The sequence below is a fragment of the Nocardiopsis potens DSM 45234 genome (genome assembly GCF_000341105.1).
GTDB lineage: Bacteria > Actinomycetota > Actinomycetes > Streptosporangiales > Streptosporangiaceae > Nocardiopsis_A > Nocardiopsis_A potens.
This window is the reverse complement of record NZ_ANBB01000042.1, coordinates 14,723-38,102: the sequence shown is the minus strand read 5'-3', so window position 1 is coordinate 38,102 and position 23,380 is coordinate 14,723. Positions and strand designations below refer to the sequence as shown.

Below are 23,380 nucleotides of genomic sequence, written 5' to 3'. Positions count from 1 at the left end.
AGACCAGCGGCGAGGGCGGGGAGGGGCACCGGCTGGTCGGTCCGGCGCGGCGCCCCGCAGAGCGAAGGTTCAGACAGGCGGCGACGGCGGCGGTGGGGGCGGGGTGCAGGCGTCGCCCGGGCGCGGGCCCCACGGGGCGGAGGTTCAAGCAGGCAGCGAAGGCGGCAGTGGGCACCGGCCGGTCGGTCCGGCGCGGCGCCCCACGGGGCCGGGGCTCAAGCGGGCGGCAAAGGCGGGCAGGGGCACCGGCCGGTCGGTCGGGTGCGGCAGAGCAGGGCGGGAGTGGTCGGGGCGGGCCGGGGTGGCCGGTTCGCCGTTCCCGTGCCGCCCGGGCGCCGTGGCCGGCCGCCCTGAAACCGCCACCCCTCTCTGACCTGGGCGAATACGTAGGGTGATGGCGGGGTGGGGCGCCCTGCGCACCGCGAGAGCACCCCGGTGATTCCCGGGCGCACATCCCGGCCCGGATCGGGCCCCGGAAGCCCCGAATCGCTCCGGTCGGGCCGGTGGTGAGGGGTTCGAGCCGCCCGCAAGGCCGCAAAGCAGGAGGCCGGAACCCGAGCAGGGGCGACGCGGGGGCGAGATGTCGCTTTTGTCCCCCTGGGAAGACCCTGCTTGGCCACTCTGGGTGATCGGTGAGGGGGTGGTGGGGGTCTGGGGGCTTACTACTCGCTGGTAGATGTAATCGGGGTGCTCTCGCGGTGCGCAGGGCGCCCCCGCGCCCGCCCGTCCCTCGCCGCGAACCCGGCATAGGGGATAAGGCCACCCCCTGGCGGGAGCATGCGCCGGGCCTGGCCGGTGAACGCGGCGCCCCGCCCCTCTCCCGCCTTTGCCGCCCGCTTGAACCCTGACCCCGTGAGGCGCCGCACCCGGGCGACCGCCTCCGCCCCGCCCCTCCCCTTGCCGTCGCCGCCGGTTTGCACCTTCGCTCCGTGGGGCGCCGCACCCGACCGACCGGTCCCTCCTCCCGCCCTCGCTGCCGTCTGAACGTTCGCTCCGCGAGACGCCGCGCCCGACCGACCGGTCCCCCTTCCCGCCGTCGCCGCTGGTCTGAACCTTCACCCCGCGAGGCGCCGCGCCCGACCGGCCGGCCGGTCCCGCTCCCGCCCTCGCCGCCAGCCTGAACCCTCGCCCCGCGAGACGCCGCGCCCGGGGGGGACGTCCGGGCGGGCGGGGCGGGGTCACTTCTCCAGGCCGAGTACCAGAAGCACCGTGCGCACCAAAGTCGGCAGTGACTCCTGGAAGCCGTCCAGCATCTGCAGGGCGAGCATCCAGGCTTCCGGGCGGCCGTCCAGGGGGCGCATCTCCTCGGCCAGTGCCTCTCGGACCCGGGCGTCCATTCCCGCGAACTCCAGCAGCGTACCGACGGGTCGGCCGTGTCGCACCAGGTCGGCCGGGGTGAGCACGCCCCGATCGAGAGCGTACAGCGGCCACGGGCGCTCCGGTCCCCTTTCCCATGACAACTCGACCTTGGCCAGTGCCTTCTCCGGCGGCGCCCCCTCGGCCAGGCGCTGCCAGACGCGCTGCTCCGGTTTGGTCATCCGCCCCACCCCGGCGCGGATCGGCTCGGGGCAGTCGGGGAGCGCGGCGAGCTGTTTGACCCAGAAGAGGCCGAACGGGCTGCGCAGGTGCGCCTCCAGCAGCACGCCCCAGTCCCAGTCGAACCGCTCGGCGGTGATCCGTCCCAGCCTCCAGGAGCTGCTGCGCAGCCGCTTGACCAGTTTCCAGGCCGATTCCTCCTCGGCCACCGCCGTCCGAACCAGCTCCACCGCCTCCTCATCGTCCTCGGCGCGGTCCGCCTCCGGGACCAGGGAGGTGCAGAAGGCCTCGTGCCGAGGGGAGCAGTCGCGGCCGTTCCGCTCCCACAGCCCCAGCAGGATCCGCAGCCGCAGGCTGCGCCGGTGCATGCGCAGCTCCTTCGCCTCCATCCGGTCGAGGACGTCCGGATCGCCGCAGCCGGCCACCGGATAGAGCCACCGCCAGGACCCGCACTTCAGCAGCTCCTCGCGGAACCCGGGGTCCAGCGGCAGGCGCTCGGGCCGGCCCGGGTGCTCCGACCGGGCCAGGCGCTCCGACCGATCCGGGTGCTCCGGGCCGAGCGGCACGCCGGCCAGCAGCGCGTCGCGCACCTCGCGCGACGCGGCCTCCTGGTAGAGCAGCCCGGCGTTGACCGCCGGGTCGTCCAGTTCCGCCAGGACCCGGACCGCCTCGGCCGGCAGCCCGGGGCGGCGGGACAGCGCCACCGCGTCGCGCGTTCGCCGCCCCGCCCGGATCCGCTCCGGCCATTCGTCCCGCCACCGCCCCTGGGTGAACAGGTCGTGGGCGGTGCGGTCGTCCACCCGGTCCAGCATCCGCTCCTGGTCCTCGGCGGGCAGTGCACCGAGCAGCGCGGTGAAGGCGGTCCGCGCCTGGGAGTACGGCCGGGACTTGGTCACCGGGGGCATGCCGGCGGCGTCGGGCCAGGGGCCGCCGGCCGTCCCGCCCCGGTTCCGGGCGGCGTCGGCGAGCAGCTCTGCGACGGTTCCGCGGGCGCGGGCGACCCGGCGGCGCAGCGCCCGCCACGCCGCCGGGTCGGTGCCGACCGTGTCGGCGAGCAGCGCGGCCAGTTCGCCGCCGAAGGCGTCCCATTCGACCCGGGCCCGCTCGTCGCCGGCGGCGAGGGCCGCGCCGACCTGCAGGGCGGCCGAGGCGGGGCGGACCTCGTCCAGCAGTTCCCCGGCGGTCAGGGTGCGGCCCAGGCTCCGGGCGAGCAGGCCGGCCGCCACTCGCGGCGACACGATGCCCGCCAGCGCGGCCAGGACCGCCGCGGGCAGCGGCCGGTCGATCCGCTGCGCCGGCTCGTCGGGGGAGCCGTGCGCCGCGACCAGCTCGGTGAGCAGCCCGTCGGGGCAGTCGGGGCGTCCGGCGAGGTATTCGATGAGGACCTCGGGCAGTGGTTCGGCCCGGTGGGCGGCGCCGACCGCCGCCCAATCGGCTCCCTCTTCGGGGGCACCCTGCCCGAGGTCGCGCTGGCGGGCCTGGAAGACCGCCCATCTCAGCAGCCCGGTGGGGACCGTGCGCGGCAGTACGGCCAGCGCTCGCAGCGGCAGCGGCCGGTCGATCCGCTTCAGGAACCGGTCGGGGTCGGGGGCCCCGGAGACCAGTTCGGCCAGCAGTTCCTCGGGGCAGTCGGGCCGCCGGGCCAGGGTCTCGGAGACGGCGGGGCAGAACGGGCGCTCGCGGTGCGCGGCGGCCAGCACCTCCCAGTCGGCGCCGCCGCGCACCTCCAGCCGCACCTCGACCCACTCGGCGTTGACGCCGTCCGCGTCCTCGGCCTCCGCCGCGCGCAGCTCCTCGACGGCGTCCCCGGTCCCGTCGGCCCGTTCGGCGGCGGCGCGCAGCTCCGCCGCGCCCTCCTCGCTCTTCAGAGCGCGCTCGGCGAGGTCCCGGACCGGTTCCGGGAAGCAGGAGCGCAGGCCGGGGTCGTCCAGCACCTCCCGGAGCGCGTCCGGGCCGCCGTGCAGCAGCAGCGCCCGCACCGCGCGGAGCAGCTCGCGGCGCTCCAGTTCCCCGCCCCACAGCCGCAGGGCGTGCCGGACCAGGTCGGGGAAGGGCGACCCGAGCGCGGCCTCCTGGAGCGTCCGGTCCCCGTGCTCGTCGTCCGGCTCCGCCTGCAGCAGGCGGGTGACCGCGCCGGCGGGGGCACGCCAGCGCGGGTCGGCGGGGTCGGCGGAGTCGAACAGGAGCTCGTACTCGCGCTCGGACCACGCTTCCCCGGAGTCGTCCTCGCCGCAGATCGCCTCGGCCACCAGGGGGCTGCCGGTGGCGGCGAGCCTCCGCCGCAGCTCCGGGTCCCTCTCCACGATCCGCCTGGCATCGAGCAGGGCGGCGATACCGGGCTCGCCCGCCGCGAAAGCGCCCTCGACCAGGGGTTCCGGGAGGCGGCGGTTCCGCGTGAGCACGGGGCGCACCAGTGCGGGGGCTCGGGTGAGGAGGTCGGCGAAATCCTCCGCGCTGCAGAAGTCCAGCAGCGTCGGCATGGCCGGCATGTCGGGGTCCTCTTCCTGATCGGCAGGGGCGGGCCGCAAGGCGTTCCGGGGGGAATCGGGGGCGCCGTCGGCCCGCCGTCGTGCGGTGCAGGTTAGTGCAGCGCTGCGACAGGCCTTTTCGGGCCGTCCGTCCCGTGATGGGCCGAGCGTCCCGGCCGCGCCGGAGGCGGCGGAGGAGGCGTGCAGGAAGAAGTAGCCGGCGGCGGCCGAACCGCCGGACAGCGCCGGCCGGAGAACGGAGGACGGCGGGCGGATCGGGGGCGCCCGCCCCTGCGGGCGCGCGGGGGCTCGCCGCGCACCCGCAGGGGCGACCGGTGGAAGCGGGGGCTCGCCGACGCCCCGCACTCCGGCGCCCCGCCGACCTCCCCCGAGGAGCTCGGGGAGCCGGCGCCGCAGGGCCGGATCACTGCTCCGCGCCGACCGCCGTCAGCGCCGTGCGGACCAGGGTCGGCAGCGTGTCCGGGAAGCCGTCCAGCATCTGCAGGGCGAGCATCCAGGCATCCGGGTGGCCGTCCAGGGGGCGCACCGCCTCGGCCACTGCCTCCCGGACCCGGTCGTCCGTCCCCGCCATCCCCAGCACCGCCCCGACGGGCCGGCCGTGCCGCACCAGGTCGGCCGGGGTGAGCAGGCCTTGGTCGAGGGCGAGCAGCGGCCACGGCCGCCCCGGGCCCGGACCGGAGAGCGCGACCTTGGCCAGGGCCTTCTCCGGCGGTACCCCCTCGGCCAGCCGCCGGTGGGCGCGCTGCTCCGGTTTGGTCATCCGCCCCAGTCCTTCGCGGATCGGCTCGGGGCAGCCGGGCAGCCGGGCCAGTTCGGTGGCCCGCCCGGCGCTGAACGGGCTGCGCAGGTGCGCCTCCAGCAGCGCGTCCCAGTCCCAGTCGAGCCGCTCCGCGGCGATCCGGTCGATCCTCCGGGAGCTGGTGCGCAGCCGCCGGATCAGCTTCTTGGCCGACTCCGCCTCGGCCACCGCCGACCGCATCAGCTCCACCGCCTCCTCATCGTCCTCGGCGCGGTCCGCCTCCGGGACCAGGTACGCGCCGGGGTCCTCGTGCCGGGGGCAGTGGCCGCGGCCGTTCCGCTCCCACAGCCCCAGCCTGATCCGCAGCCGCAGGTTGAGCGGGTCGGTGCGCAGGTCCTTGGCCTCGATCAGGTCGAGGATCTCCGGGTCTCCACAGCCGGCCACCGGGTAGAGCCACCGCCAGGACGCACCCTTCAGCAGCTCCGTACGGAAGCCGGGATCCAGCGGCAGACGCTCCGACCGGTCCGGGCGCTCCGGGCCGAGCGGCACGCCGGCCAGCAGCGCATCGCGGACCTCGCGCGGGGCGGCCTCCTGGTAGAGCAGTCCGGCGTTGACCGCCGGGTCGTCCAGTTCCGCCAGGACCCGGACCGCCTCGGCCGGCAGCCCGGGGCGGCGGGACAGCGCCACCCGGTCGCGCTGCCGCCGCCCCGCCCGGACCCACTCCGGCCATTCGGGCCGCCACCACCCCTGGGTGAACAGGTCGTGGGCGGTGCGGTCGTCCACCCGGTCCAGCAGCCGGTCCTGGTCCTCGGCGGGCAGTGCGCCGAGCAGCACCGCGAAGGCGGTCCGCGCCTGGCCGGCCGGGCGGGCCCCGGTCACCGGGGGCATCTCGGCGGCGTCGGGCCAGGGGCCGTCCGCGGCCTTGCCGCGGGCGACCTCGGCGAGCAGCTCGGCGACGGTCCCCCGGGCGCGGCCGGCCTTGCGGCGCAGCGCCCGCCACAGCAGCGGGTCGGCGCCGACCGTGTCGGCGAGCAGTACGGCCAGTTCATCGCCGACGGCGTCCCATTCGGCGCGGGCCCGCCCGTCGCCGACGGCGAGCGCCGCGCCGATCTGGAGAGCGACCGGCGCGGGGCGGAGCTCGTGCAGCACCTCCCGGGCGGTCAAGGTGCGGCCCAGGCTCCGGGCGCACAGGCGTGTCGCCGCGCGCGGCGACACGATGCCCGCCAGCGCGGTGAGGGCCGCCGCCGACAGCGGCCGCTCGACCCCTTCCACCCGGCTCTCCTTGTTCGGGGAGGCGTGGTCTGAGACCAGTTCGACGAGGACCTCGTCGGGGCAGTCCGAGCGCTGGACGAGGTATTCGGAGAGGAACACGGGCAGCGTCTCGGCCCGGTTCGCGGCGGCCAGCGCCGCCCAATCGGCGGCGTCGCCGGTGACGCCCTGCTCGCGGTCGCGCTCGCGGGTCCGCTCCAGCACGGCCCACTGCGGCCGGTCTCGGAGCTCGGGCAGGAGCGCGGTGATCTCCCGCAGCGACAGCGGCCGGTCGCTCCGCTCCAGGTACCGGTTGGAGCCGGGCGTTGTCCGGATCAGCTCGACCAGCAGGTCCTCGGGGCAGTCGGGGTGCCGGACCAGGGCCTTGATCACTTCGGGGGTGAACGGGAGCTCGCGGTGCGCGGCGGCCAGTACCGCCCAGTCGGCGCCGCCGCGCACCTCCAGCCGCACATCGACCCAATCGGAGCCGAGGTCGGGGAACTCCGCCTCCGCCGCGCGCAGCTCCTCGACGGCGGCGGCGGTCCCGTTCGCCTCTTCGGCGGCGGCGCGCAGCTCCGCCGCCCCCTCCTCGCCCTTCAGGGCGCGCTCGGCGAGGTCCCGGACCGGTTCCGGGAGCGCGGAGCGCAGGCCGGGGTCGTCCAGGGCCGCCCGGAGCGCGTCCGGCCCGCCGTGCTCGTGCAGCGCCCGCACCCCGCGGAGCAGCTCGCGGCGCTCCAGGCGCTCGCCCCACAGCCGCAGGGCGTGCCGGACCAGGTCGGGGAAGGGCGACCCGAGCGCGGAGATCTGCAGCGACCGGTCCTTGTGGTACCGGTCCGGTTCCGCCTGCAGCAGGTACGCGACCGCGCCGGAGGGGCCGCGCCAGCGCGGGTCGGCGGGGTCGGCCGAGTCGAACAGGAGCTCGCACTCGCGGCGGGACCACGCGGACCAGAAGCCGCCCTGAGCGCAGAGCGCCTCGGCGATCAGGGGGCTGCCCGAAGCGGCGGCCCTGCGCCGCAGCCCGGGGTCCTCCTCAAGGGCCTTCCCGTTCTCCAGCAGGGCGGCGATGCCGGGCTCGCCCGCCGCGAGGGCGCCGTCGACCACGGAGTCCGGCAGGGGACCGGAGCGGTTCTGCGCGACCGCGGGGCGGACCAGCGCGGGGGCTCGGGCGAAGAGCTCGGCGAAGTCCTCCGGGCGGCAGAAGTCCAGCAGGGTCGGCATGGGGGCCTTTCCGGGTCGGCGGGGCGCGGGCCGCGCGGGGGCGGGCCGCCGGTGTGCGGTGGAGGCTAGTGCAGCGCTGCGACAGGCCTTCCGGGCCGCTCGCCGCCGCGGATCCCGGCGTGGATCCCGGCGCGGACGCGGGTGTCGGCGGCCGGTGGTTGAATGCGTGCACCGGAACCGCCCGGACGGACGCCGATCCCCCGCCCCGCCGGGCCCGCCCCCGCCGCCCCCTTCCCGGAAAGGCCCCGATGCGACAGAGCCGGCACGATGCCCGCCGACCGGCGGCGCGGCGCGCGAGCGCCCCCGTCGACCTGCTGGACCGCCGGGCGCTGGCCGAGCACGACCCGGCCGACCCGGAGACGGTGGAGGAGGCGCGCAGGCTGAAGGAGGCGGCGCTGCTGGACTTCGGCGTCGCCGACAGCGCGGTCGCCTCCTGGCTGTACGCCAAGTGCCACTACCAGATCCCCACCACTGCGGTGCCGACCGCGGCGGTCGCCGCCACCGGGGACGGCACCTGCATGCTGCTGTACAACCCGCGGTTCTTCACCCGGCTCGGCGTCGACGGGGTGAAGTTCGTGCTCTACCACGAGGCGCGGCACATCATCCAGCGCCACCTGTACCTGGAGCCGGAGCTGCGCGACGACCCGCTGTTCACGCTGGCCGCCGAGGTCGGCATCAACCACGCGGTGATGGTCCGGCTGGGCCGCACCGGGCTGCCCGACCTGGACGGCGAGCCGACCGGCGTCGACCCCCGGGAGGTGCACCGGGCATACGCCGACGACCTGCGGGGGCAGGGCCTGGAGCCGGTGGACTACGCGGCGTTCACCGAGACCGACATGTCGGTCTACTCCGAGCTCAAGCGGATGGCCGCGCCGCCGGTGCCGGCCGTGCTCTGCGTGCACATGGGCGAGGGGGGCGGCGGTGACGGCGTGCCGCTGGACCCCGAGACGGTCGGGCAGACCGCCTCCGCGGTGCTGGAGGAGGTCATGCGGCGGGCCCGCGGCGGCGACCGGTCCGCCCGCGCCGAGCTGCTGGAGATCGCCGACCAGAGCGCGGAGGGCGGCGAGCGGATCGCGCGGATCTGGGGGTCGCTCGGCCTGGCCGCGCTGCGCGGCGAGACCCCGCGCACCCGCCGGGTCGACTGGTGGAAGCGGTGGCTGGCCGACACCCTGGCCTCCAAGCTGCACTCCGGCGAGCGGCTGGTCTACCCCAAGAAGCTCGGCGCGGTCATGCTCGCACTGGGCCACGAGCCGATGCTGGCCCGCCGCGGCGACGAGCGCACCAAGGTGGTGCTGATCGCCCTGGACACCTCGGGGTCCATGCCCGACTCGGTGATCGAGTGGATCACCGGGCTGGTCGGGCGGACCGACGGCGTGGAGGCGCACTGGGTGTCCTTCGACGGCGAGGTGATGCCCTTCGTCCCCGGCGAGCGGGTGCTGGGCGGCGGCGGGACCGACTTCCAGAAGGTCGTCGAGTACGCGGAGGGGCGCCGCGAGATCAACGGCCGCCGCTTCGAGGAGCGGCCGGACGCGGTCATCATGGTCACCGACGGCCACGCCCCCGCGGTCGTCCCGCGCGACCCGGACCGGTGGATCTGGCTGATCACCGACGGCGGCAGCACCTGGCCCGAGCTGCACGACCCGCCGATGGCCTGCCACCGGGTGGCCACCGGCGACCACTGAGCCCCGGGGCCCGCCCCGGCCCCTCCCCCGGCGGCGCCCGGACCGCGGTCCGCCGCCCGCCCCCTGCCCCCACCTCCCCGAACAGCTGAAGGAGTCGCCGTGCCGACCCGGTTCCCGACCAGTGCCCCGCGGCCCCGGCGCCGCGCGCACCCGCCCGGAGCCGCCCCGCGGCCGGACGCCGCCCGCACGCCCCGCCCCGAGGGCCGGAGCGACCTGCGGGAGGCGCGATGAGCACCGCCGGAACGGCCCGGGACACCCGGGAGAGCGCCCGCACGCCCCGGTGGGAGCCCACCGCGACCTACCCGGACCCGCCGGAGGGCGGGGCGGCCCCGTCCCGCCTGGAGCGGTTCATCGACGCGATGATCGCGATGGGCCAGACCGGGCAGGTCTTCGGCGAGCACGGCATCGGCAAGACCTCCACCTTCCTGTCGCACATCCCGCAGGCGCACCCGGGGACCGAGGTGGTGCTGCTCCCGGCCGCCAACCTCACCCCGGACGACCTGCTGGTCAACGCGCCGGTGCGGCAGGACGGCGGCGGTCTGGCGCTGCGCCAGCTCATCATGGGCCGGCTGCGCCCCGGCCGCCCGTTCGTGCTGGTGATCGACGACTCGCTGCAGGCCGGCGACACCATCCAGTCCCAGCTCATGCAGATCGCGTGCAACTGGACGCTGGGCGAGCACGACCTGCGCGAGCTGGGCTGCGTGGGGGTGTTCCTCGCCGACAACGAGTCGTCGTCCGAGACCGGCACCCGCCGCACCGACCTGGCGATCCTGGACCGGATGGCCACCATCCGGATCACCGCCAACGACACCTCGTGGCGGCGCAGGCTGGCCGAGCGGTACCCCGCCCGCGACCTGGGCGGGGTGTTCCGGGAGTGGGCCGGGCTCACCCCCGAGCTGCGCCGGCTGCTCTCGCCGCGCACCCTGCAGCACGTGCTGGACTGCGCCGAGGAGGGCCTCCCGCTGCGCTGGGGGCTGCCGCTGCTGAACGGCGTCCGGGTCGCGCTGACCGAACCGGGCCGGGACGGGCGCCCCGGCCGGGACCGCACCGACGAGGTCCTGGACCGGATCGCGGCCGCCGCGGGCGCCGCCAACCCGGACAGGGTGGCCGACCCGGTCCGCCGCATCCTGCGGGCCGCGGTGCGCAACCGCTGGGCGGTGCTGCTGCAGGGCCCGCCCGGGTGCGGCAAGACCGAGATCACCCGGCAGGTGGCGGCCGAGGAGACCGGCCGCGCCCCGGTGTACTTCTCGCTGCCGGTGACCGCGCTGGAGGACCTGTGCGTCCCGGTCCCCGCCTCCGACGGGACGCTGGACGTGCTGCTCACCCGCTCCCTGCTCGGCCCCGAGCCGAAGGTGGTGGTCTGGGACGAGTACAACCGGCCCAAGGACAAGGCGGCCTTCGCCAAGCTGATGGAGGTCACCCAGGAGTGGTCGCTGGCGGGCCGGCCGATCGAGAACCTGCGCGCGCAGGTCGCCCTGCAGAACCCGCCCTACCACCTGGGCCGCAAGCTGCTGGTCAGCACCAACAACCTGGCGCAGGCCAGCCGGTTCACCGTCTCCTACGAGGTGCTGCCCGAGGACATCCCGGCCAACCAGTGGCTGATCGACACCTACGGGCGCACCGCCGAGACGGTGCTGGAGTGGTGGAAGAACGACATCGACGACGAGGGCCGGGAGTGGATCACCAAGCGCACCCTGGAGCGGCTGATCAAGCTGCACCTGGCCGGTGAGCCGCTGGAGGCCGGGCTGGTCTACCTGGGGGACGGCGAGTTCGCGCCGGTCCCGCTCTCCGGGCTGGAGGCCCGGCTGGCCGAGCGGCGGGCGGTCGGCCTGCACGACATCGCCGCCGATGTGGACGCCTGGGAGACCAAGCTGGCCGCGGCCGTCCGGGAGTCGTCGGAGGGCACCGCCGACTCCGACACCGTGCACCGGGTGCTGGCCAACTCCGAGGTGTCCCAGCTCCGCGAGCACCTGCCGGAGGTGGCGCGGCTGCTCCGGCACCTCCCGCCGAAGCTGCGCGCCACCTACCTGGTCGGCCAGGCCCCGGAGAAGCAGCGGTTCTGGATCGACGCCTTCGCCGAGATGGCCGCCGCCGGGCGCTGAGCGGCGCCTCCGTCCCCGTACCGCGGAGTCCCCGTACCGCGGACCCGCGGTACGGGGCGCGCCGCCTCCGGTCAGGCCGCGGGCTCGGTGTCAACCACCGCGTCCGGGCAGTCCTCGGCCATCCGGGTGAGCGTCTCGTGCTCGGCGCGGTCGGCGGTGAGGCCCCAGCGGACCTTGACCGCGGTCCACTCGGTGATGTAGCGGCAGTGCGCGCTGGTCAGCGACGGCAGCCAGGTCGCGGGGTCCTGGTCGGCCTTCTGCCGGTTCTCCCGGGCGGTGACCGCCACCAGCGCGACCGGTTCGCCCAGGTCGTTGGCGTAGTCGCGGCGGCGGGCCGTGCTCCAGGCGGAGGCCCCGGAGTCCCAGGCCTCGGCCAGCGGCACCATGTGGTCGATGTCCAGGCCGCGGGCCTCGGTGTGGGTGCGGCCGTCGTAGTAGGAGTACCACTCGCCTCCGCTGAGCCGGCACCGCTCGCCGATCTCGGGGGCGGTGACGGCCTCCTCGATGAGGACTTCGGCGCGGGTGTTGCACCGGTCCCGGTCGGCGTCGGTCCAGTGCGGGAAGAGGGAGCGGTCGTAGCCGTCCCGGGACTCGTCGGCGACGGGGAGCCCGGCGACGGCCTCGGCGAGCGGGACCGGCGCGGCGTGCGCCGGGGCCGGGGCCAGTGCGACGGCGGCGACGCAGACGGCGCCGGCGGCGAGGGATGAGCGCAGCATGGTTGCCCTTCGAACGGTGATCGCTGTACGTGATCGCTGTGCGTGGTCGATCTGCGCCGAACGGCCCCCGCGGAAACGCGTCGCCCCTGTACACCGCCGCCCGGGGGCGGCCATACCGGCACCGGGCGGGACGTTCTCCGCACACCGCCCCGGGTCCCGGACGCCCCGTTCCCCGCTATCGGTCGGACCGCTTACCGGCCGACCCGGGCCGGCCGGCCCTGCCGGGTCCCATCCGGCCCCGTCCGGCCCTACCGGAGCCCGTCCGGTCCCGCTGCCCGCCGCCCGGGGACCGTCGCCCATCGGCCGTCGCCGGGCCCCGGGGCGGACGCGCAGCATCCGGCGGCAGGCCGGCCCTGCGGCGGGCCGACACGGCCGGGCGGGGTCGCGCGTCCGGGCGCGCCCCCGTGAAAAGGTCGGAACCGCCGCCGCAGGGCGGCCCGCCGGCGGCCTGCGCACCGGCGGCGCGGGCGGCGTGGGCAATGTGGACGATGCGGGAGAACGGGAGCGCGGCGTGGACCGTGACCGGAGACCGACCGGATGCCTGGTACTGATCACCGACCGCCGCGGCCGGGTGCTGCTCCAGCTGCGCGACGACATCCCCGGCATCTGCTGGCCCGGCCACTGGGTACTGCCCGGCGGCCGCCGCGAGCCCGGCGAGACCTGGGAGCAGAACGCGCTCCGCGAGGTCTTCGAGGAGACCGGCATCCGCCTGCCCTCGGTGAAGCGCGCCGAGGTCGACCCGCACGAATCGGAGAAGGCCCCTCCCCCGGTCTTCCTCGCCTCCTTCGACGGCGACGAGACCGACCTGGTCCTCGGCGAAGGACAGGAACTCCGCTTCGTCCACCCCGACGGCGAACTGCCCGAGCCGATCCCGCCCTACATCCGGCACTACATCGCCCGCCTGGCACCCGGAGGCGCGGGGTAGCACCGGGCGACGCCGGGGCCCGCGCGGCGCGCCCGCCCCTCCCCAGCGGGGACCGGCGTCCCAGGAGGTCCGCCCCGGCTACCCGGATCTGCGTGCGACCAGGGCGGACACCGCGTCGTCAGCGCCGGAGACCGGGCGCCAGCCGAAAGCCTTCGCCAGAGCCACCATGGCATAGGCGTTCTCCGGGTCCCCGTCCCGGTAGACGGCCGCCTCCAGCAGCAGCTCCCGGAGCCGGTGCGCTCCGCGCAGGGTGAACCGGCCCCTCCCCGGTTTGAAAGCGCCGATTCCCTCGGCCGTCTGGACCAGGTGCAGGTCGGCGTCGCCACCGGACAGGGCCCCGGGGTTGAGCACGGGTCGCACCGCCCAGCGCACCTGGAGCGGTAGCAGGGTGAGCAGCCCCGCCACCCGCCCTCCGATCCAGGTGAGCGGCAGGATCAGGAGCAACGCTCCCAGCATGAGGAGCTCCGTCCGACCGGTCCGCCCCTGCGCCAGGGCGTCGATCAGCCTGCCGAGACCGCCGAGCTCCTCCAGCGCCAGCCCGGTGCCGAACAGGACGGCCAGGCAGCCGCCGAGCACGCAGAGCGCGCGCAGGTAGACCGCGGGGGCTCCGCCCGCGAGCGCGGAGAGCGCGCGCACCTCCGGAATCTCCCTGCGGTCGCCGGCGCTCCGGGCGGTCTCCTCCAGGGCCCGGGCGTAGAGCGATCTGCGGGGGATGCCCGCCCAGCGCAGCAGCCGGTGCAGGCGGAGGCGCCGGCGGAGGCCCGGGCGCGGAGCCATGGAGGCGGGTTCGGCGGCGAGCCATCCCGCCACTTCCGGGGAGCGCAGTGCGGCCACGGCCAGCGCCGGAAGGAGGGCTTCGCGCTGCTCGTCCGGGTCCTCGTCGTCTTCCTCCGCGAGCGCCACCCACATCTCGAAGAACCAGCGCTCCCGAAGGGCATCGACCGCCAGCCGCTGCAGGACCGGGTCCGGAAGGCCGCCCACGGCCGTCCCGATCAGGAAGCCCCGGCCCTCATCTCCCCGCACGGCCGCCCTGAAGTACTTCGGATGCCTCCGCAGCGCCTCGGCCAGCGGTTCGAGGCCCGTGACGGCCTTCTCCCCCACCCCCTGGGCCACCAGCGCCAGCGTGTCCAGGCGCCGGAAGAGCTCGGGGGAGAAGGGCAGCGAGGCGATCGCGGCGCCGAGGGCGGCCGCCTCCGCGGCGATGTAGGGCTCCTCGAACTCCGCGCCCACGGTGGTGAAGCGCAGGCAGGCGCCCAGCGCGGGCATGGCGTCGGCCGCCGCCAGCTCCGCCAAGACGCCCTCCGCCCGTTCCCGTTCGCCCCTTTCCTCCAGCATCTCCACGGCCAGAGCGAGGACGTCCGCGAGCGGTTCCGCTCCGCTCCGGTCCTTCCGCTCTCCGACCGCCTCCAGCAGCGCCTGCAGCCCGCCGGGGCGGCGCAGGGCCGCCAGCGCGGCGAGGTAGCGCGCCGCCGGCCGGGCCGCGCGCGGCGCCTCCGCCGCGGCCGGCGGCGCGCAGCCGGCCGAGAAGGCGTCCAGGCAGGAATCGCCCAGCCGGTCCAGGTCGGCACCGCTCCCCTCCTCAGCGCCGTCCGCGCCGCCGAACAGGTGCCGCGCCGCCCACTCGTGCACCAGCAACCGGGGCGGGGGCGAGCCGTCCGGGCTCTCCTCGCCGTACCGGACATAGCGGGCGAAAAGCCCGGCTTCGGAGAGCAGGTCGCCCAGAACCCGGTCCTGAAAGGCGATGAGCATCGCGAGCTCGGCGCGGGACGCGCCCCTGTCATCCGTACTCACCGCAGCCCCCTCCTCCGGCGCCGCGCCCGCGCCACCGGCGCCCGTGCCGGCTCCTCGGCGCAGCGCCGCTCCAGCTCCGCCAGTCTCTTCCGGTCCTCCGCGTCCAGCCCTCCCCGGGCCATCTCCGCCGCCCGAGCCCGGGCGGACTCGTACCAGCCCTGGTCCAGCAGGGCCTCCGCATAATCCAGACGGGCCCAGGGAGACATGGCGCTCCCCAGCTCCTCCAGCTTCCGCTCGGCGTCGGCGAAGGCCTCCTCCGCCTCACTGCAGCGACCCGTCCGGGCCAGCGCCTCGGGCAGTTTGCGGAGGGAGAACGGGACACCGATCTCGCCGCCGAGGCGGTGCAGCTCCACCGCCCGTTCCCACTCCCCCCGGATGCTGAGGAAGAGCCCGGTCAGCGAGGACGCCATGAAGTTCCCGCCCTGCCCGGCGAAGTCCAGCAGCCGCCACGCGGTACCGTGCTCGCGAGAGCTCATGAAGTACTCGGCGAGTTTCAGAGCCGCAGCGTGCGAACCCAGGCAGATGTGCAGTTCGCAGTGGTCGATCAGCTCCTCGTGCCTCCCCTGGCGCTCCAGCAGGTCGGCCAGCCGGACGACCGCCCACTGCTTCTCCCGCTCCGACTCCGTCCGCAGCAGGCGCTCCAGTTCGCCCTCGGTCCCGGACTCCTCCAGAGCCGAGGCCAGCAGCCGTGTGTCCTCCCCCGTTTCCTCGACCGCGCACCGCAGGGGCTCCACGGCCTCCTCCGGGCGGTCCGCGAGGAGGAGGCAGCGGCCCAGCTCGGCCAGGTGCCCGCGGTCGCCGGCCTCGACCGCGGCACGCAGCAGGTCGGCGGCCTCGCCGTAGCGCTTCTCGGACTGCAGCTCCTCGCACCTCTGCTCCACCGCTTCGGCGGGGTCCGGGGCCCCGTGCTCCTGCGGTTCCCCGTCCTCCTCCAGAGGCGGCAGCCCGGCCTGGCGGCGGTCGGCGTTCTCCAGGATGCGCTTGACCTGCTCCGCCCCAGGGCCCGCAAGCCGTTCCAGCTCTTTCAGGTGCTGCTCCATCTCTTTCAGGAGCCGCTCCGTCCGGATGTTCCTCAGCACGAGCTCTGAGTACTCATCCCCTTGCTCGGCCACCCGCGCCTCCCAGGAGTCGGCCTCTTCGGCCACCTCGTCCTCCTGGAGTGCGCCGGTCCGCAGGAGGGCCCAGAGCAGCCCGGCGTCCGCCGCCCGCTGTTCCCAGGCACGGCGCATCAGCGTCTCACCGGTGCGCGCGAAGTGCTCGACCAGGAAACGGTAGGACCACGGCATGTCCTCACGGACGCCGGCCTCCGCCCATTCCAGCGCCGCGCCGGTATCGCCCTCCCCCGCGCTCGTACGGGCCAGGCCCTCCAGTGCGGCGCGGAAGGCACCGCGTGCTTCGGGGTCGTCCCGGGTGCGTTCGGCCAGCTCCCGGTAGGCCCCCTTCGCGGCCTCCCACTCCCCGGCGGCGCGCTCGTTGTCGGCGACCGCCCGCAGGGAGATCCATTCCGGGTCGTCCCACTCGCCGTCCCGGGCGGCCCGGTAGAGGAGGTCCAGCTCCCCCCGGGCCTCGGCGAACCTGCCCAGTTCCCGGCAGGCCCGCGCGTGCTCGAAGAGCCCCCTCACCCTGCCGGCCTCGGCCGCCGGAGCCAGCACCTCGGCGGCCTCCTCGTACCGCTCGACGAGGTTCAGCTCGCTGCCCAGCAGGATCGCCGCCCGCAGGTCGCCGAATCCGGCGGAGCGGCGGAGCGGCTCCTCGGCCCTCTCGAGCCTGTCGCGTGAGTACAGGAGCGCCCATCCCAGCAGACGCAGGGCCCCGGCCCCCGCCGGGTCGTCCTCGGGGAGTTCGGCCAGGTGCTTGCGGGCGGCCCGTTCGACCAGGGGCCACAGCTCCTGGTCGGCGGCGGTCTCGGCGAGGTTGTCCAGCTCGCCGCCCCGGGTGTGCTCGACGAGCGCTTCCAGCGCCTCTTCCGGGATCGGGCGGTCCGCCTCCCGCTCCCAGCGGTCCACCAGGTAGTCGAAGGCGTAGAACGCCCCGGGCTCGGTGTCGGAGGAGCGCAGGCACCCCTCGGCGCCGCCGATCCGGGTGGTGGCCTCCTCCAGAGCCTCCTCGAAGGTCTGCCGCCCCGCCCCGCGCCCCTCGGCGCCGTCGACGAACGGTTCGTGCAGCTCGCGCAGGAGCCCCGCAGGAAGAGGCGCGTGCCTGCCGGCCCGCCGCGCCTCCACGGCCGCGGTCACCACGGCCCCGGCCCGGTGCGAATCGGCGCTTCCGGTGAGCCCCTCCCAGAACTGGTAGGCCACCGGCCCCCGGGAGAGGTACTCGGTCACCCCGTAGCGGTCTTGGGCGAACGCGTCCAGAACCCGCCGGTCGTCGGTGTCGGGGGCGGCGAAGCCCTCCGAGTCGGCGCGCTCGACGGGCACCCGGACCACGATGTCCGGGCTCTTGTCGAAGAACGGGCGGCCGGCCGGGCCCTCCTCGCCGGGGCGGCCGTGCCGGTCGCGCATCGTGGCGACGATGACGTTGCCCGACCCTTCCGGAGCGAGCGCGTAGACGTCGTCGCCCTCCAGCCCCTGGGCGATGTAGTCCTCCAGGCCGTCCAGCCAGACGACGGCCTTCCTGGGGACCGCGTCCTCCGCCACCAGGCCGCGAACGCCGGCGGAGCCGTCCCCGCCCGGCCTGCGCGGGCGGAACAGGCGCCGCTTCGGGTACATGCCGCGCACCACCTCGTAGGCCAGGCGGCTCTTGCCCGACGCGGAGGGGCCGGTGAGGAGGACGATGCCGCTGCCGCGCAGCCTGTCCCGGACCTCGTTCTCCAGCCGCTCGCGGGGGACGTAGTCGGGCAGGCGGTCGGTTCCGCCGCCCTCGCCGCCGTCCCTGGAGCGGGAGGCGGTGACGCCGAGGCCGCCGTCGCCGACCGGGTCGGCGTCGCGCACCCGGACCGGCGCCCCGTGGACCAGGTGCCTGCGGTGGGCGGCCGCGCGCCGCCCGAGGTCGAAGAACTCCTGCGCCCGCTCGATCGGCTTGGCCAGGGCGGTGTTGGCCACCATCGCCGCCCCCGCGGCGACCGCGGCCGCCCACAGCGGGAGCGAGACCTTCTCGACCAGGACGGCGCCACCGGCCAGCACCCCTGCCGCCAAGAGCACCGGGAGGACCCACCTGAGTCTCACGCGCCTCCGTCCGGGGTCGGTTCGACGGCCGTCGCGCGCGATTGTATTGAACCGCCTTCCCCTGCCGCTTCTGGGCTCCCGGGCCGCCGGCGGGGGCTCGGCGCCCCGCCTCCGCCTCCTGGGGAAGGGCGGAGCGGACCGCGGGCCGGCATCGGCCCCCTCAGACCACCTCGGCCATCTCGGTCTGCAGGTCCGTGGCCTTGCGCAGCAGGCTCCGCAGGACGGCGACGAGCATCGCGAACGCCGCTCCCGTGCCGGTGCAGGCGGCCGCGGCGCCCAGGGCGGCGATGACCTCCATCCCGTCGTACGGCGAGGGGATCTCGGCCACGGCCAGGTGCACGGTGACGCCGAGCGCCAGCAGGGTCGCCGCGACCGTCGCCCCGATGACGGTGTCGACCCAGCGGAAGGCGCGCGGGGTGAAGACCGCGTCCCGGCCGGCCATGGCGAGCAGCATCCACACCGCGACGAGCGCGACCTGGACGCAGGCGACGCCGAGGATCGCCACCGCCACGTAGGGCGCCTCGAACGGAGCGTACGGGGGGAAGTACTCCACCTCCTCGGCCGCCGCCGTCGGGATGACCACGATCTGGCCGAAGAGGCCGACCAGGATCGCCGCGACGATGCCGGCCCGGAGGGCGGTGACGAAGAAGCCGTTCATGCATCGAGTATCGATGTATTCCTATCGATGGTCAATCGATCCCTGTTTCCGTACCGGCGGTCTGCGCCGACCGCGGAGGCGGCGCGCCGGAGACGGGGCGGTGCCGGACGCCCGTCCGGCGGGTACGTTCCCGAGAGCGGGAGGGCCCCGCCCCTGCTCGGGGAGGGATGAACGTGGCGGACACCGACGGCACCATCCGAGTGTTCCTGCTCGACGACCACGACGTGGTGCGCCGCGGCATCAGCGCGCTCCTCGGCGAGGAGGACGACATCGAAGTGGTCGGTGAGGCCGCGAGCGCCGCCGAGGCCGTCGCCCGGATCCCGGCGGCCCGCCCCGACGTGGCCGTGCTCGACGTCCGGCTGCCCGACGGCAGCGGGGTCGAGGTCTGCCGCGAGGTCCGCTCCCTCCTGCCCGACCTGGCCTGCCTCATGCTGACCTCCTACGCCGACGACGACGCCCTCTACGACGCGGTGATGGCCGGCGCCGCGGGGTACGTCCTCAAGCAGATCCACGGCTCCGACCTGGTCGGGGCGGTGCGCACGGTGGCGGCCGGCGAGTCCCTGCTCGATCCGCGCAGCACCGCCCGGATGCTGCGCCGGATGCGCGAGCAGGCCACCCGGCAGGACCCGCTGTCCGACCTCTCCGAACAGGAGCGCCGCATCTTCGAACTGATCGGCGAGGGGCTCACCAACCGCCAGATCGGCGAGCGCGCCTTCCTCGCCGAGAAGACCGTGAAGAACTACGTGTCGAGCCTGCTGGCCAAGCTGGACATGGAGCGCCGGACGCAGGCGGCCGCCTATGCCGCCCGGTTGAAGGCCGAGTCCCGGCGCCCCTCCTCCTCCGAATGACCCGGTCGGCGGCGCGTCAAGGGCCGTGCGGCCCGGATCGCCGGGCGTCCCGGGCCGCGTCCCCGGGGCGTCCGGCCGCGGACGCCCGGAGCCGCCGCGCCTAGCGTCGGTGGCGGGAGAGGACGAGGAGCGGAGGAGCCATGGCAGCAGAGGAGAAGGCGCCCATCGCGGCGGCGGTCGACGGTAAGCGAGGGAGCATGCGGGCCCTGGACTGGGCCGTGGAAGAGGCGCGGCTGCAGGGGCGCCGACTGCGCATCGTGCACGCCTTCGACTGGCCGCTGTACCACTCCACCCCGCACGGCCTGGCCGGTTTCGACATCGAGGAGTACGGCCGGCGGATCACCCGCGACGCCGAGGAGCGGGCCCGGGAGCACGCCCCGGAGGTCGAGGTGGAGTCGGTGCACATCACCGGGGACGTCGCCCCGGTGCTGCTGGAGGAGTCCCGCCGGTCCGAGCTGATCGCCGTCGGCTCCCGCGGCCTGGGCACCGTCGGCGCGGTGCTGATCGGCTCGACCGCGCTGGAGCTGCTGGCGTTCGGCTCCTGCCCGGTGGCGGTGGTGCCGGACCGGGAGCCCCGCCCGCCGGCGGGCCGGGTCACCGTGGGCGTGGACGGCTCCGCGCCGGCCCGCGCCGCGGCCGCCTGGGCGTTCGGGGCCGCGGCCGAGCGCGGCGCGGAGCTGCGCGCGGTCACCGTGCCCCGGAGGACGACCCGGGCCCGGTTCGGCGCGCCGGAGGAGCCCACCGAGCGCACCGGGGACGATCCTGCGGTGGAGGCCGCGGAGGAGGAGGCCCGCCGGATGCTGTCGGAGTCGATCGCGGGCGAGCGCGAACTCCACCCCGGGGTCCGGGTGGAGGAGGCGGTGGAGGCCGGCCACGCCGCCGAGGTGCTCTGCGCCCGCGCCGAGGACGCCGACCTGCTCGTGGTGGGGACCCGCGGCCGCGGCGGCTTCACCGGGCTGCTGCTCGGCTCGGTGAGCCAGGCGGTGCTGGCGCACAGCCCCTGCCCGGTGGTGGCCGTCCGCGCCGAGTACGGACGCTGAGCCTCGGGGGTCCGGGCCGGGCCGGCGGCGCGCCCGGCCCGGCCCGGCCGCGTGCGGAAAGGCCCCGTCCGCCCGTGGTCCCGCCGGCCGGGAACGAAGGTCCTCCGGCGAAGGGCCTCCGGTCACTGTCCGCCCGGCACCAAGGCGGCGAGAGTGGATGCAGGGCACCGGGAACGCCGGGACCACAGGCGGTGAGGAGGGCGACGATGCACCGGACCTCTGAGGAGCCGACGCCGGAAGGCCGGCGGACGATGGCGGAGAAGCGGGAATTCGAGGAGCACGTGCACCGGCCGGAGAGGCAGGTCGCCCTGCTCTCCGCGGCCGGGGAGCGGATCATGGCCCGGATCCCGCAGGGCGCCTCCTCCGAACGGGGAGGCCTCTGATGGCCCCCGCGGCGGCGATGCGGGTGGCGGAGATGATGTCCGCCCCTGCCGTGCTGCTCACCGAGGACATCGCGCTGGACCGGGCCGCCCGGTTGCTGGGCGAGCGGCGCTGCGACGGCGCCCCCGTGGTCGGCCCGGACGGGGCCCTGGTCGGTGTGGTCACCGAGATCGATCTGCTGTGCGACCTGTTCGCTCCTGCCGCGGACCCCTACGGCCGCTGCGTACGGGCCTCCGGGAAGGAGGCGCCGCCCCGCCGCGTGGCCGACGTGATGACCCGGGCCGTGATCACCGCGGCCGACGGCGACGGTGCCGCCGAGCTCGCCCACCGGATGATCGAGACGCGGGTCCGCTGCGTCCCGGTGCTCCGCGGGGACCGGGTGGTGGGGGTCGTGGAACGGCGCGACATCGCCCGGGCCTACCTCCGCTCCGACCGGGCCATCCGGGACGACGTGGTGGCCGCGCTCGGCGGCGCCGACCCCTTGTCGGTCACGGTGCACGGCGGCGTGGTGGAGATCGGCGGCGCCGGGGCCTCGGGGGCGGTGCGGGCAACCGCGGCCGCCGTCCCTGGAACGCGGGACGTCCTGCTCGTTCCCTCTGCCGGGACCGGATCGGCGGCGCCCGCGGAGGGACCGGGCGCCCGGAAGGAGTGAGGGCGATGCGCAGTACGGTCGGCGACGTCATGACCGCAGACGTCTCCTCGGTGGCCGAGGACGCCGGTTACCTGGAGATCGTGGAGACCATGCTGGAGCAGGAGGTGGGAGCCCTTCCGGTGACCGGCGCGGACGGCCGGGTGGTCGGCGTCGTCACCGAGGGGGACCTCCTGCACAAGGAGGAGTTCGGAGGCGAGGAGTACGGAGGGGGCTACCGGTCACCGGTGCGCGCCTGGCTGCGTTCCCGGATCGGCGGAGGCGGCCTGCTGTCCGGGACGTCCTTCGAGAAGGCTTCGGGGATGACCGCGGCGGAGCTGATGAGCGGGCCGGCGGTCACCGTCCGGCCGTCGGCGTCGGTCGTGGAGGCCGCCCGGATCATGGAGCGGCACGGGGTGAAGCGGCTCCCCGTCGTCGATGAGGACGGGGGGGCTGGTGGGCCTCGTGGGCCGGCGCGACCTGCTCAGTGTCTTCCTCCGTTCGGACGAGGGAATCGCGAGGGAGGTCGGCGAGGAGATCTCCGCCCTCCCCTCCGGGTCCGCGGAGGTGACCGCCGACGTCGAGGACGGTGTGGTGACGCTGCGCGGCTCGGTCCGGAGCCGGAGCACCGCCGATTCGCTCCGGCGCCAGATCGGCCGCATCGAGGGGGTGGTCTCCGTTCTCGGCGACTCCCTGGTGTGGGAGGTCGACGACGTGCTCCCACCGTACGTGCAGTGGCGCGGCCTGTGAGTCCGCCCCGCCGGGTGCGCATCGGGCGGGCGCTCCGTGGACCCTTCGGCCCCGAAGCGCCCGCCCCTGAACCGGCGCATCCGGGATGCGGGCGGGCCGTGCCGGACCCGCCTCACACCTGGGCGCCGCCCTCCGCTGCGGAGAGTTCCACCGCGATGGCAGCGGCCCAGGCGTCGATACCGGCCCAGTCCCGGAAGTCGCCGTAGCGCCCCCGCATCAGCCGGTAGATCACCCGCCCCGCGAGAGGCAGGTGGCCGGGGCGGAGGGCCCCCGCGAACAGGCGGTGCCCCTTCGGGCGGACCCGCTCCCGCAGTTCGGCCACCGGTTTCGGCTCTTTGGCGAGCGCCTCGAACCGGCCGCCGACCGCACCGGCCATGCCGACGCTGTACAGCCAGACCGGGCGGCGGGCGAGCGCCTCCGAGTTGCGCCGCGCGTAATCGGCGGCCTCCTCGAGCCATGCCCCCTCGTGCACCGCGCTTCCGATGACCGCCGCCTCGTAGGCTTCGGCCTCCCGAGCCCGGGAGAGCCGGACCGCCTCCGCTCCGATGCCCTGTTCCCGGAGGCGCAGCGCGACCCGCTCGGCGATCCCCCTGGTGGAGCCGTGCTCGCTGGCATAACCGATCAGGACCGTCATGGCTCCTCCCTCGTCCGTTCTCCTGCCGCCGTCCGCGGCCGGTCGAGCGGGTGCCGGTGTTCCCGCACCGCCTCATGCTGCTCTTCCTGCGGAGCGCCTCCGTTCCGGCCAGCGCGGCGGACGCCGCAGCGGTGGCCGGCGGCCCGGCGGGCCTTCAGCGCAGCGGGCCGGGCGGGGCGCCCCGCCCGGCCCGCTCCCGTGCGGCCGGCGGCGCGAGGTCGTCCTTGCGATAGGCGAGCCTGCTGCGGACCCCGACCACCCCCTCGACCCGACCGGCATCGTGCAGCAGGCGCGGGATGTCCGACCTGCGGGGCACTTCGCCTTCCAGGGTCACCACGCCGCCCTCCACCGAAACGGCGACGCCCGGAAGGCCGAATCCGCGCCGGACCACGTCCTCGGCCACCAGCCAGCGGATCCTGTCGTCCCGCACGAAGAAGACGCGGAGCAGGTCGGAGCGGCTGACCAGGCCGACCAGCCGCCCTCGGCCGTCGACCACCGGAAGGCGCTTGACCCTCCGCCTGCGCATCCGCTCGGCCGCCTCCACCGGGGTCGCGTCCGCGGTGACGGTCACAGCGGGCGTCGTCATCAGATCGCGCGCCGACGCACCGCTCCCGCTCCCCTCGACGGTTCCCGGGGCCTCGATCCGCCGCAGCAGGTCCGCGGCGGACACCACCCCGACGACCTTCCGGTCGGCGTCGACCACCGGCAGCGCACTGACCCCGTTGTTCCTCAGCACGACCGCGATCTCCTTGAACCCCGCGTCCTCCGACGCGGCGATGACCCGTGTGCTCATCAAGTCCGCGACCGTTCTCATCGGCGGCCTCCCGGTGC

General features: G+C 75.7%; 16 protein-coding genes and 1 pseudogene. 9 read left to right on the top strand and 8 right to left on the bottom strand.

Annotated features, from left to right (window positions below):
• Nucleotides 1-1,178 precede the first annotated feature (1,178 nt).
• Nucleotides 1,179-4,025: a hypothetical protein gene (locus D459_RS31900; protein WP_017594163.1), complete on the bottom strand. Its 2,847-nt coding sequence runs from the start codon at nucleotides 4,023-4,025 to the stop codon at nucleotides 1,179-1,181.
• A 403-nt stretch (nucleotides 4,026-4,428) separates the two neighbouring features.
• The gene (locus tag D459_RS0116735; RefSeq protein WP_017594162.1) at nucleotides 4,429-7,230 is read right to left on the bottom strand and encodes a hypothetical protein; all 2,802 of its coding nucleotides are present in this window, start codon (nucleotides 7,228-7,230) and stop codon (nucleotides 4,429-4,431) included.
• 248 nt (nucleotides 7,231-7,478) lie between these two features.
• Between D459_RS0116735 and D459_RS0116730 the strand changes: the two genes are divergently transcribed.
• Both D459_RS0116730 and D459_RS0116725 read left to right on the top strand, forming a co-directional pair.
• Nucleotides 7,479-8,912: a DUF2201 family putative metallopeptidase gene (locus D459_RS0116730; RefSeq protein ID WP_017594161.1), complete on the top strand. Its 1,434-nt coding sequence runs from the start codon at nucleotides 7,479-7,481 to the stop codon at nucleotides 8,910-8,912.
• Nucleotides 8,913-9,139: 227 nt separating this feature from the next.
• Nucleotides 9,140-11,014 carry an AAA family ATPase gene (locus D459_RS0116725; RefSeq protein WP_017594160.1) on the top strand — a complete coding sequence of 625 codons (1,875 nt, stop codon included), beginning with the start codon at nucleotides 9,140-9,142 and terminating at the stop codon, nucleotides 11,012-11,014.
• A gap of 71 nt (nucleotides 11,015-11,085) precedes the next feature.
• Here D459_RS0116725 and D459_RS0116720 read toward each other — a convergent pair whose 3' ends face one another.
• On the bottom strand, nucleotides 11,086-11,730 hold the full coding sequence (locus D459_RS0116720) for an HNH endonuclease family protein (protein WP_017594159.1): 645 nt from the start codon (nucleotides 11,728-11,730) through the stop codon (nucleotides 11,086-11,088).
• 511 nt (nucleotides 11,731-12,241) lie between these two features.
• Between D459_RS0116720 and D459_RS36950 the strand changes: the two genes are divergently transcribed.
• The gene (locus D459_RS36950) at nucleotides 12,242-12,655 is read left to right on the top strand and encodes an NUDIX domain-containing protein (protein WP_017594158.1); all 414 of its coding nucleotides are present in this window, start codon (nucleotides 12,242-12,244) and stop codon (nucleotides 12,653-12,655) included.
• Nucleotides 12,656-12,733: 78 nt separating this feature from the next.
• Here D459_RS36950 and D459_RS0116710 read toward each other — a convergent pair whose 3' ends face one another.
• The 3 genes from D459_RS0116710 to D459_RS0116700 form a co-directional block, all read right to left on the bottom strand.
• On the bottom strand, nucleotides 12,734-14,446 hold the full coding sequence (locus D459_RS0116710) for a hypothetical protein (RefSeq protein ID WP_152523008.1): 1,713 nt from the start codon (nucleotides 14,444-14,446) through the stop codon (nucleotides 12,734-12,736).
• Nucleotides 14,443-17,610, bottom strand: a complete 3,168-nt coding sequence (locus tag D459_RS0116705; protein ID WP_152523007.1) for a hypothetical protein — start codon at nucleotides 17,608-17,610, stop codon at nucleotides 14,443-14,445. Before D459_RS0116705 ends, D459_RS0116710 begins: the two co-directional genes overlap by 4 nt.
• A gap of 160 nt (nucleotides 17,611-17,770) precedes the next feature.
• Nucleotides 17,771-18,268: a DUF2975 domain-containing protein gene (locus D459_RS0116700; RefSeq protein ID WP_017594156.1), complete on the bottom strand. Its 498-nt coding sequence runs from the start codon at nucleotides 18,266-18,268 to the stop codon at nucleotides 17,771-17,773.
• Between the two features lie 167 nt (nucleotides 18,269-18,435).
• Between D459_RS0116700 and D459_RS0116695 the strand changes: the two genes are divergently transcribed.
• The 6 genes and pseudogenes from D459_RS0116695 (at nucleotide 18,436) to D459_RS37480 (ending at nucleotide 21,915) form a co-directional block, all read left to right on the top strand.
• On the top strand, nucleotides 18,436-19,116 hold the full coding sequence (locus tag D459_RS0116695) for a response regulator transcription factor (protein ID WP_017594155.1): 681 nt from the start codon (nucleotides 18,436-18,438) through the stop codon (nucleotides 19,114-19,116).
• Nucleotides 19,117-19,256: 140 nt separating this feature from the next.
• Nucleotides 19,257-20,156: a universal stress protein gene (locus D459_RS0116690; protein ID WP_017594154.1), complete on the top strand. Its 900-nt coding sequence runs from the start codon at nucleotides 19,257-19,259 to the stop codon at nucleotides 20,154-20,156.
• A 206-nt stretch (nucleotides 20,157-20,362) separates the two neighbouring features.
• A complete protein-coding gene (locus D459_RS35890; RefSeq protein WP_161634169.1) occupies nucleotides 20,363-20,539 on the top strand; it encodes a hypothetical protein in 177 nt (58 codons plus the stop codon).
• Complete coding sequence (locus tag D459_RS31895) at nucleotides 20,539-21,189, top strand: CBS domain-containing protein (protein WP_017594152.1); 651 nt, start codon at nucleotides 20,539-20,541, stop codon at nucleotides 21,187-21,189. The genes D459_RS35890 and D459_RS31895 overlap by 1 nt, the downstream gene beginning before the upstream one ends.
• A gap of 5 nt (nucleotides 21,190-21,194) precedes the next feature.
• Nucleotides 21,195-21,560 (top strand): annotated as a pseudogene (locus tag D459_RS37575) (CBS domain-containing protein); the annotation flags it as partial.
• Nucleotides 21,561-21,621: 61 nt separating this feature from the next.
• The gene (locus D459_RS37480; RefSeq protein WP_017594150.1) at nucleotides 21,622-21,915 is read left to right on the top strand and encodes a BON domain-containing protein; all 294 of its coding nucleotides are present in this window, start codon (nucleotides 21,622-21,624) and stop codon (nucleotides 21,913-21,915) included.
• A 112-nt stretch (nucleotides 21,916-22,027) separates the two neighbouring features.
• On the opposite strand, the gene D459_RS0116670 is transcribed toward D459_RS37480, so the two are convergent.
• Entirely contained in the window at nucleotides 22,028-22,549 is a 522-nt protein-coding gene (locus D459_RS0116670) for a flavodoxin domain-containing protein (RefSeq protein WP_017594149.1), read from the bottom strand.
• Between the two features lie 154 nt (nucleotides 22,550-22,703).
• Nucleotides 22,704-23,342: a CBS domain-containing protein gene (locus D459_RS31885; RefSeq protein ID WP_017594148.1), complete on the bottom strand. Its 639-nt coding sequence runs from the start codon at nucleotides 23,340-23,342 to the stop codon at nucleotides 22,704-22,706.
• Between the last annotated feature and the right edge of the window lie 38 nt (nucleotides 23,343-23,380).

Bases quoted from the DNA above. Each gene is read 5' to 3' on its own strand.
- D459_RS0116735 (WP_017594162.1), bottom strand. From the start codon at position 7,230: ATGCCGACCCTGCTGGACTTCTGCCGCCCGGAGGACTTCGCCGAGCTC.
- D459_RS31885 (WP_017594148.1), bottom strand. From the start codon at position 23,342: ATGAGCACACGGGTCATCGCCGCGTCGGAGGACGCGGGGTTCAAGGAG.
- D459_RS0116730 (WP_017594161.1), top strand. From the start codon at position 7,479: ATGCGACAGAGCCGGCACGATGCCCGCCGACCGGCGGCGCGGCGCGCG.
- D459_RS0116690 (WP_017594154.1), top strand. From the start codon at position 19,257: ATGGCAGCAGAGGAGAAGGCGCCCATCGCGGCGGCGGTCGACGGTAAG.
- D459_RS31900 (WP_017594163.1), bottom strand. From the start codon at position 4,025: ATGCCGGCCATGCCGACGCTGCTGGACTTCTGCAGCGCGGAGGATTTC.
- D459_RS0116695 (WP_017594155.1), top strand. From the start codon at position 18,436: ATGAACGTGGCGGACACCGACGGCACCATCCGAGTGTTCCTGCTCGAC.
- D459_RS0116700 (WP_017594156.1), bottom strand. From the start codon at position 18,268: ATGAACGGCTTCTTCGTCACCGCCCTCCGGGCCGGCATCGTCGCGGCG.
- D459_RS35890 (WP_161634169.1), top strand. From the start codon at position 20,363: ATGCACCGGACCTCTGAGGAGCCGACGCCGGAAGGCCGGCGGACGATG.
- D459_RS0116720 (WP_017594159.1), bottom strand. From the start codon at position 11,730: ATGCTGCGCTCATCCCTCGCCGCCGGCGCCGTCTGCGTCGCCGCCGTC.
- D459_RS0116725 (WP_017594160.1), top strand. From the start codon at position 9,140: ATGAGCACCGCCGGAACGGCCCGGGACACCCGGGAGAGCGCCCGCACG.
- D459_RS0116670 (WP_017594149.1), bottom strand. From the start codon at position 22,549: ATGACGGTCCTGATCGGTTATGCCAGCGAGCACGGCTCCACCAGGGGG.
- D459_RS31895 (WP_017594152.1), top strand. From the start codon at position 20,539: ATGGCCCCCGCGGCGGCGATGCGGGTGGCGGAGATGATGTCCGCCCCT.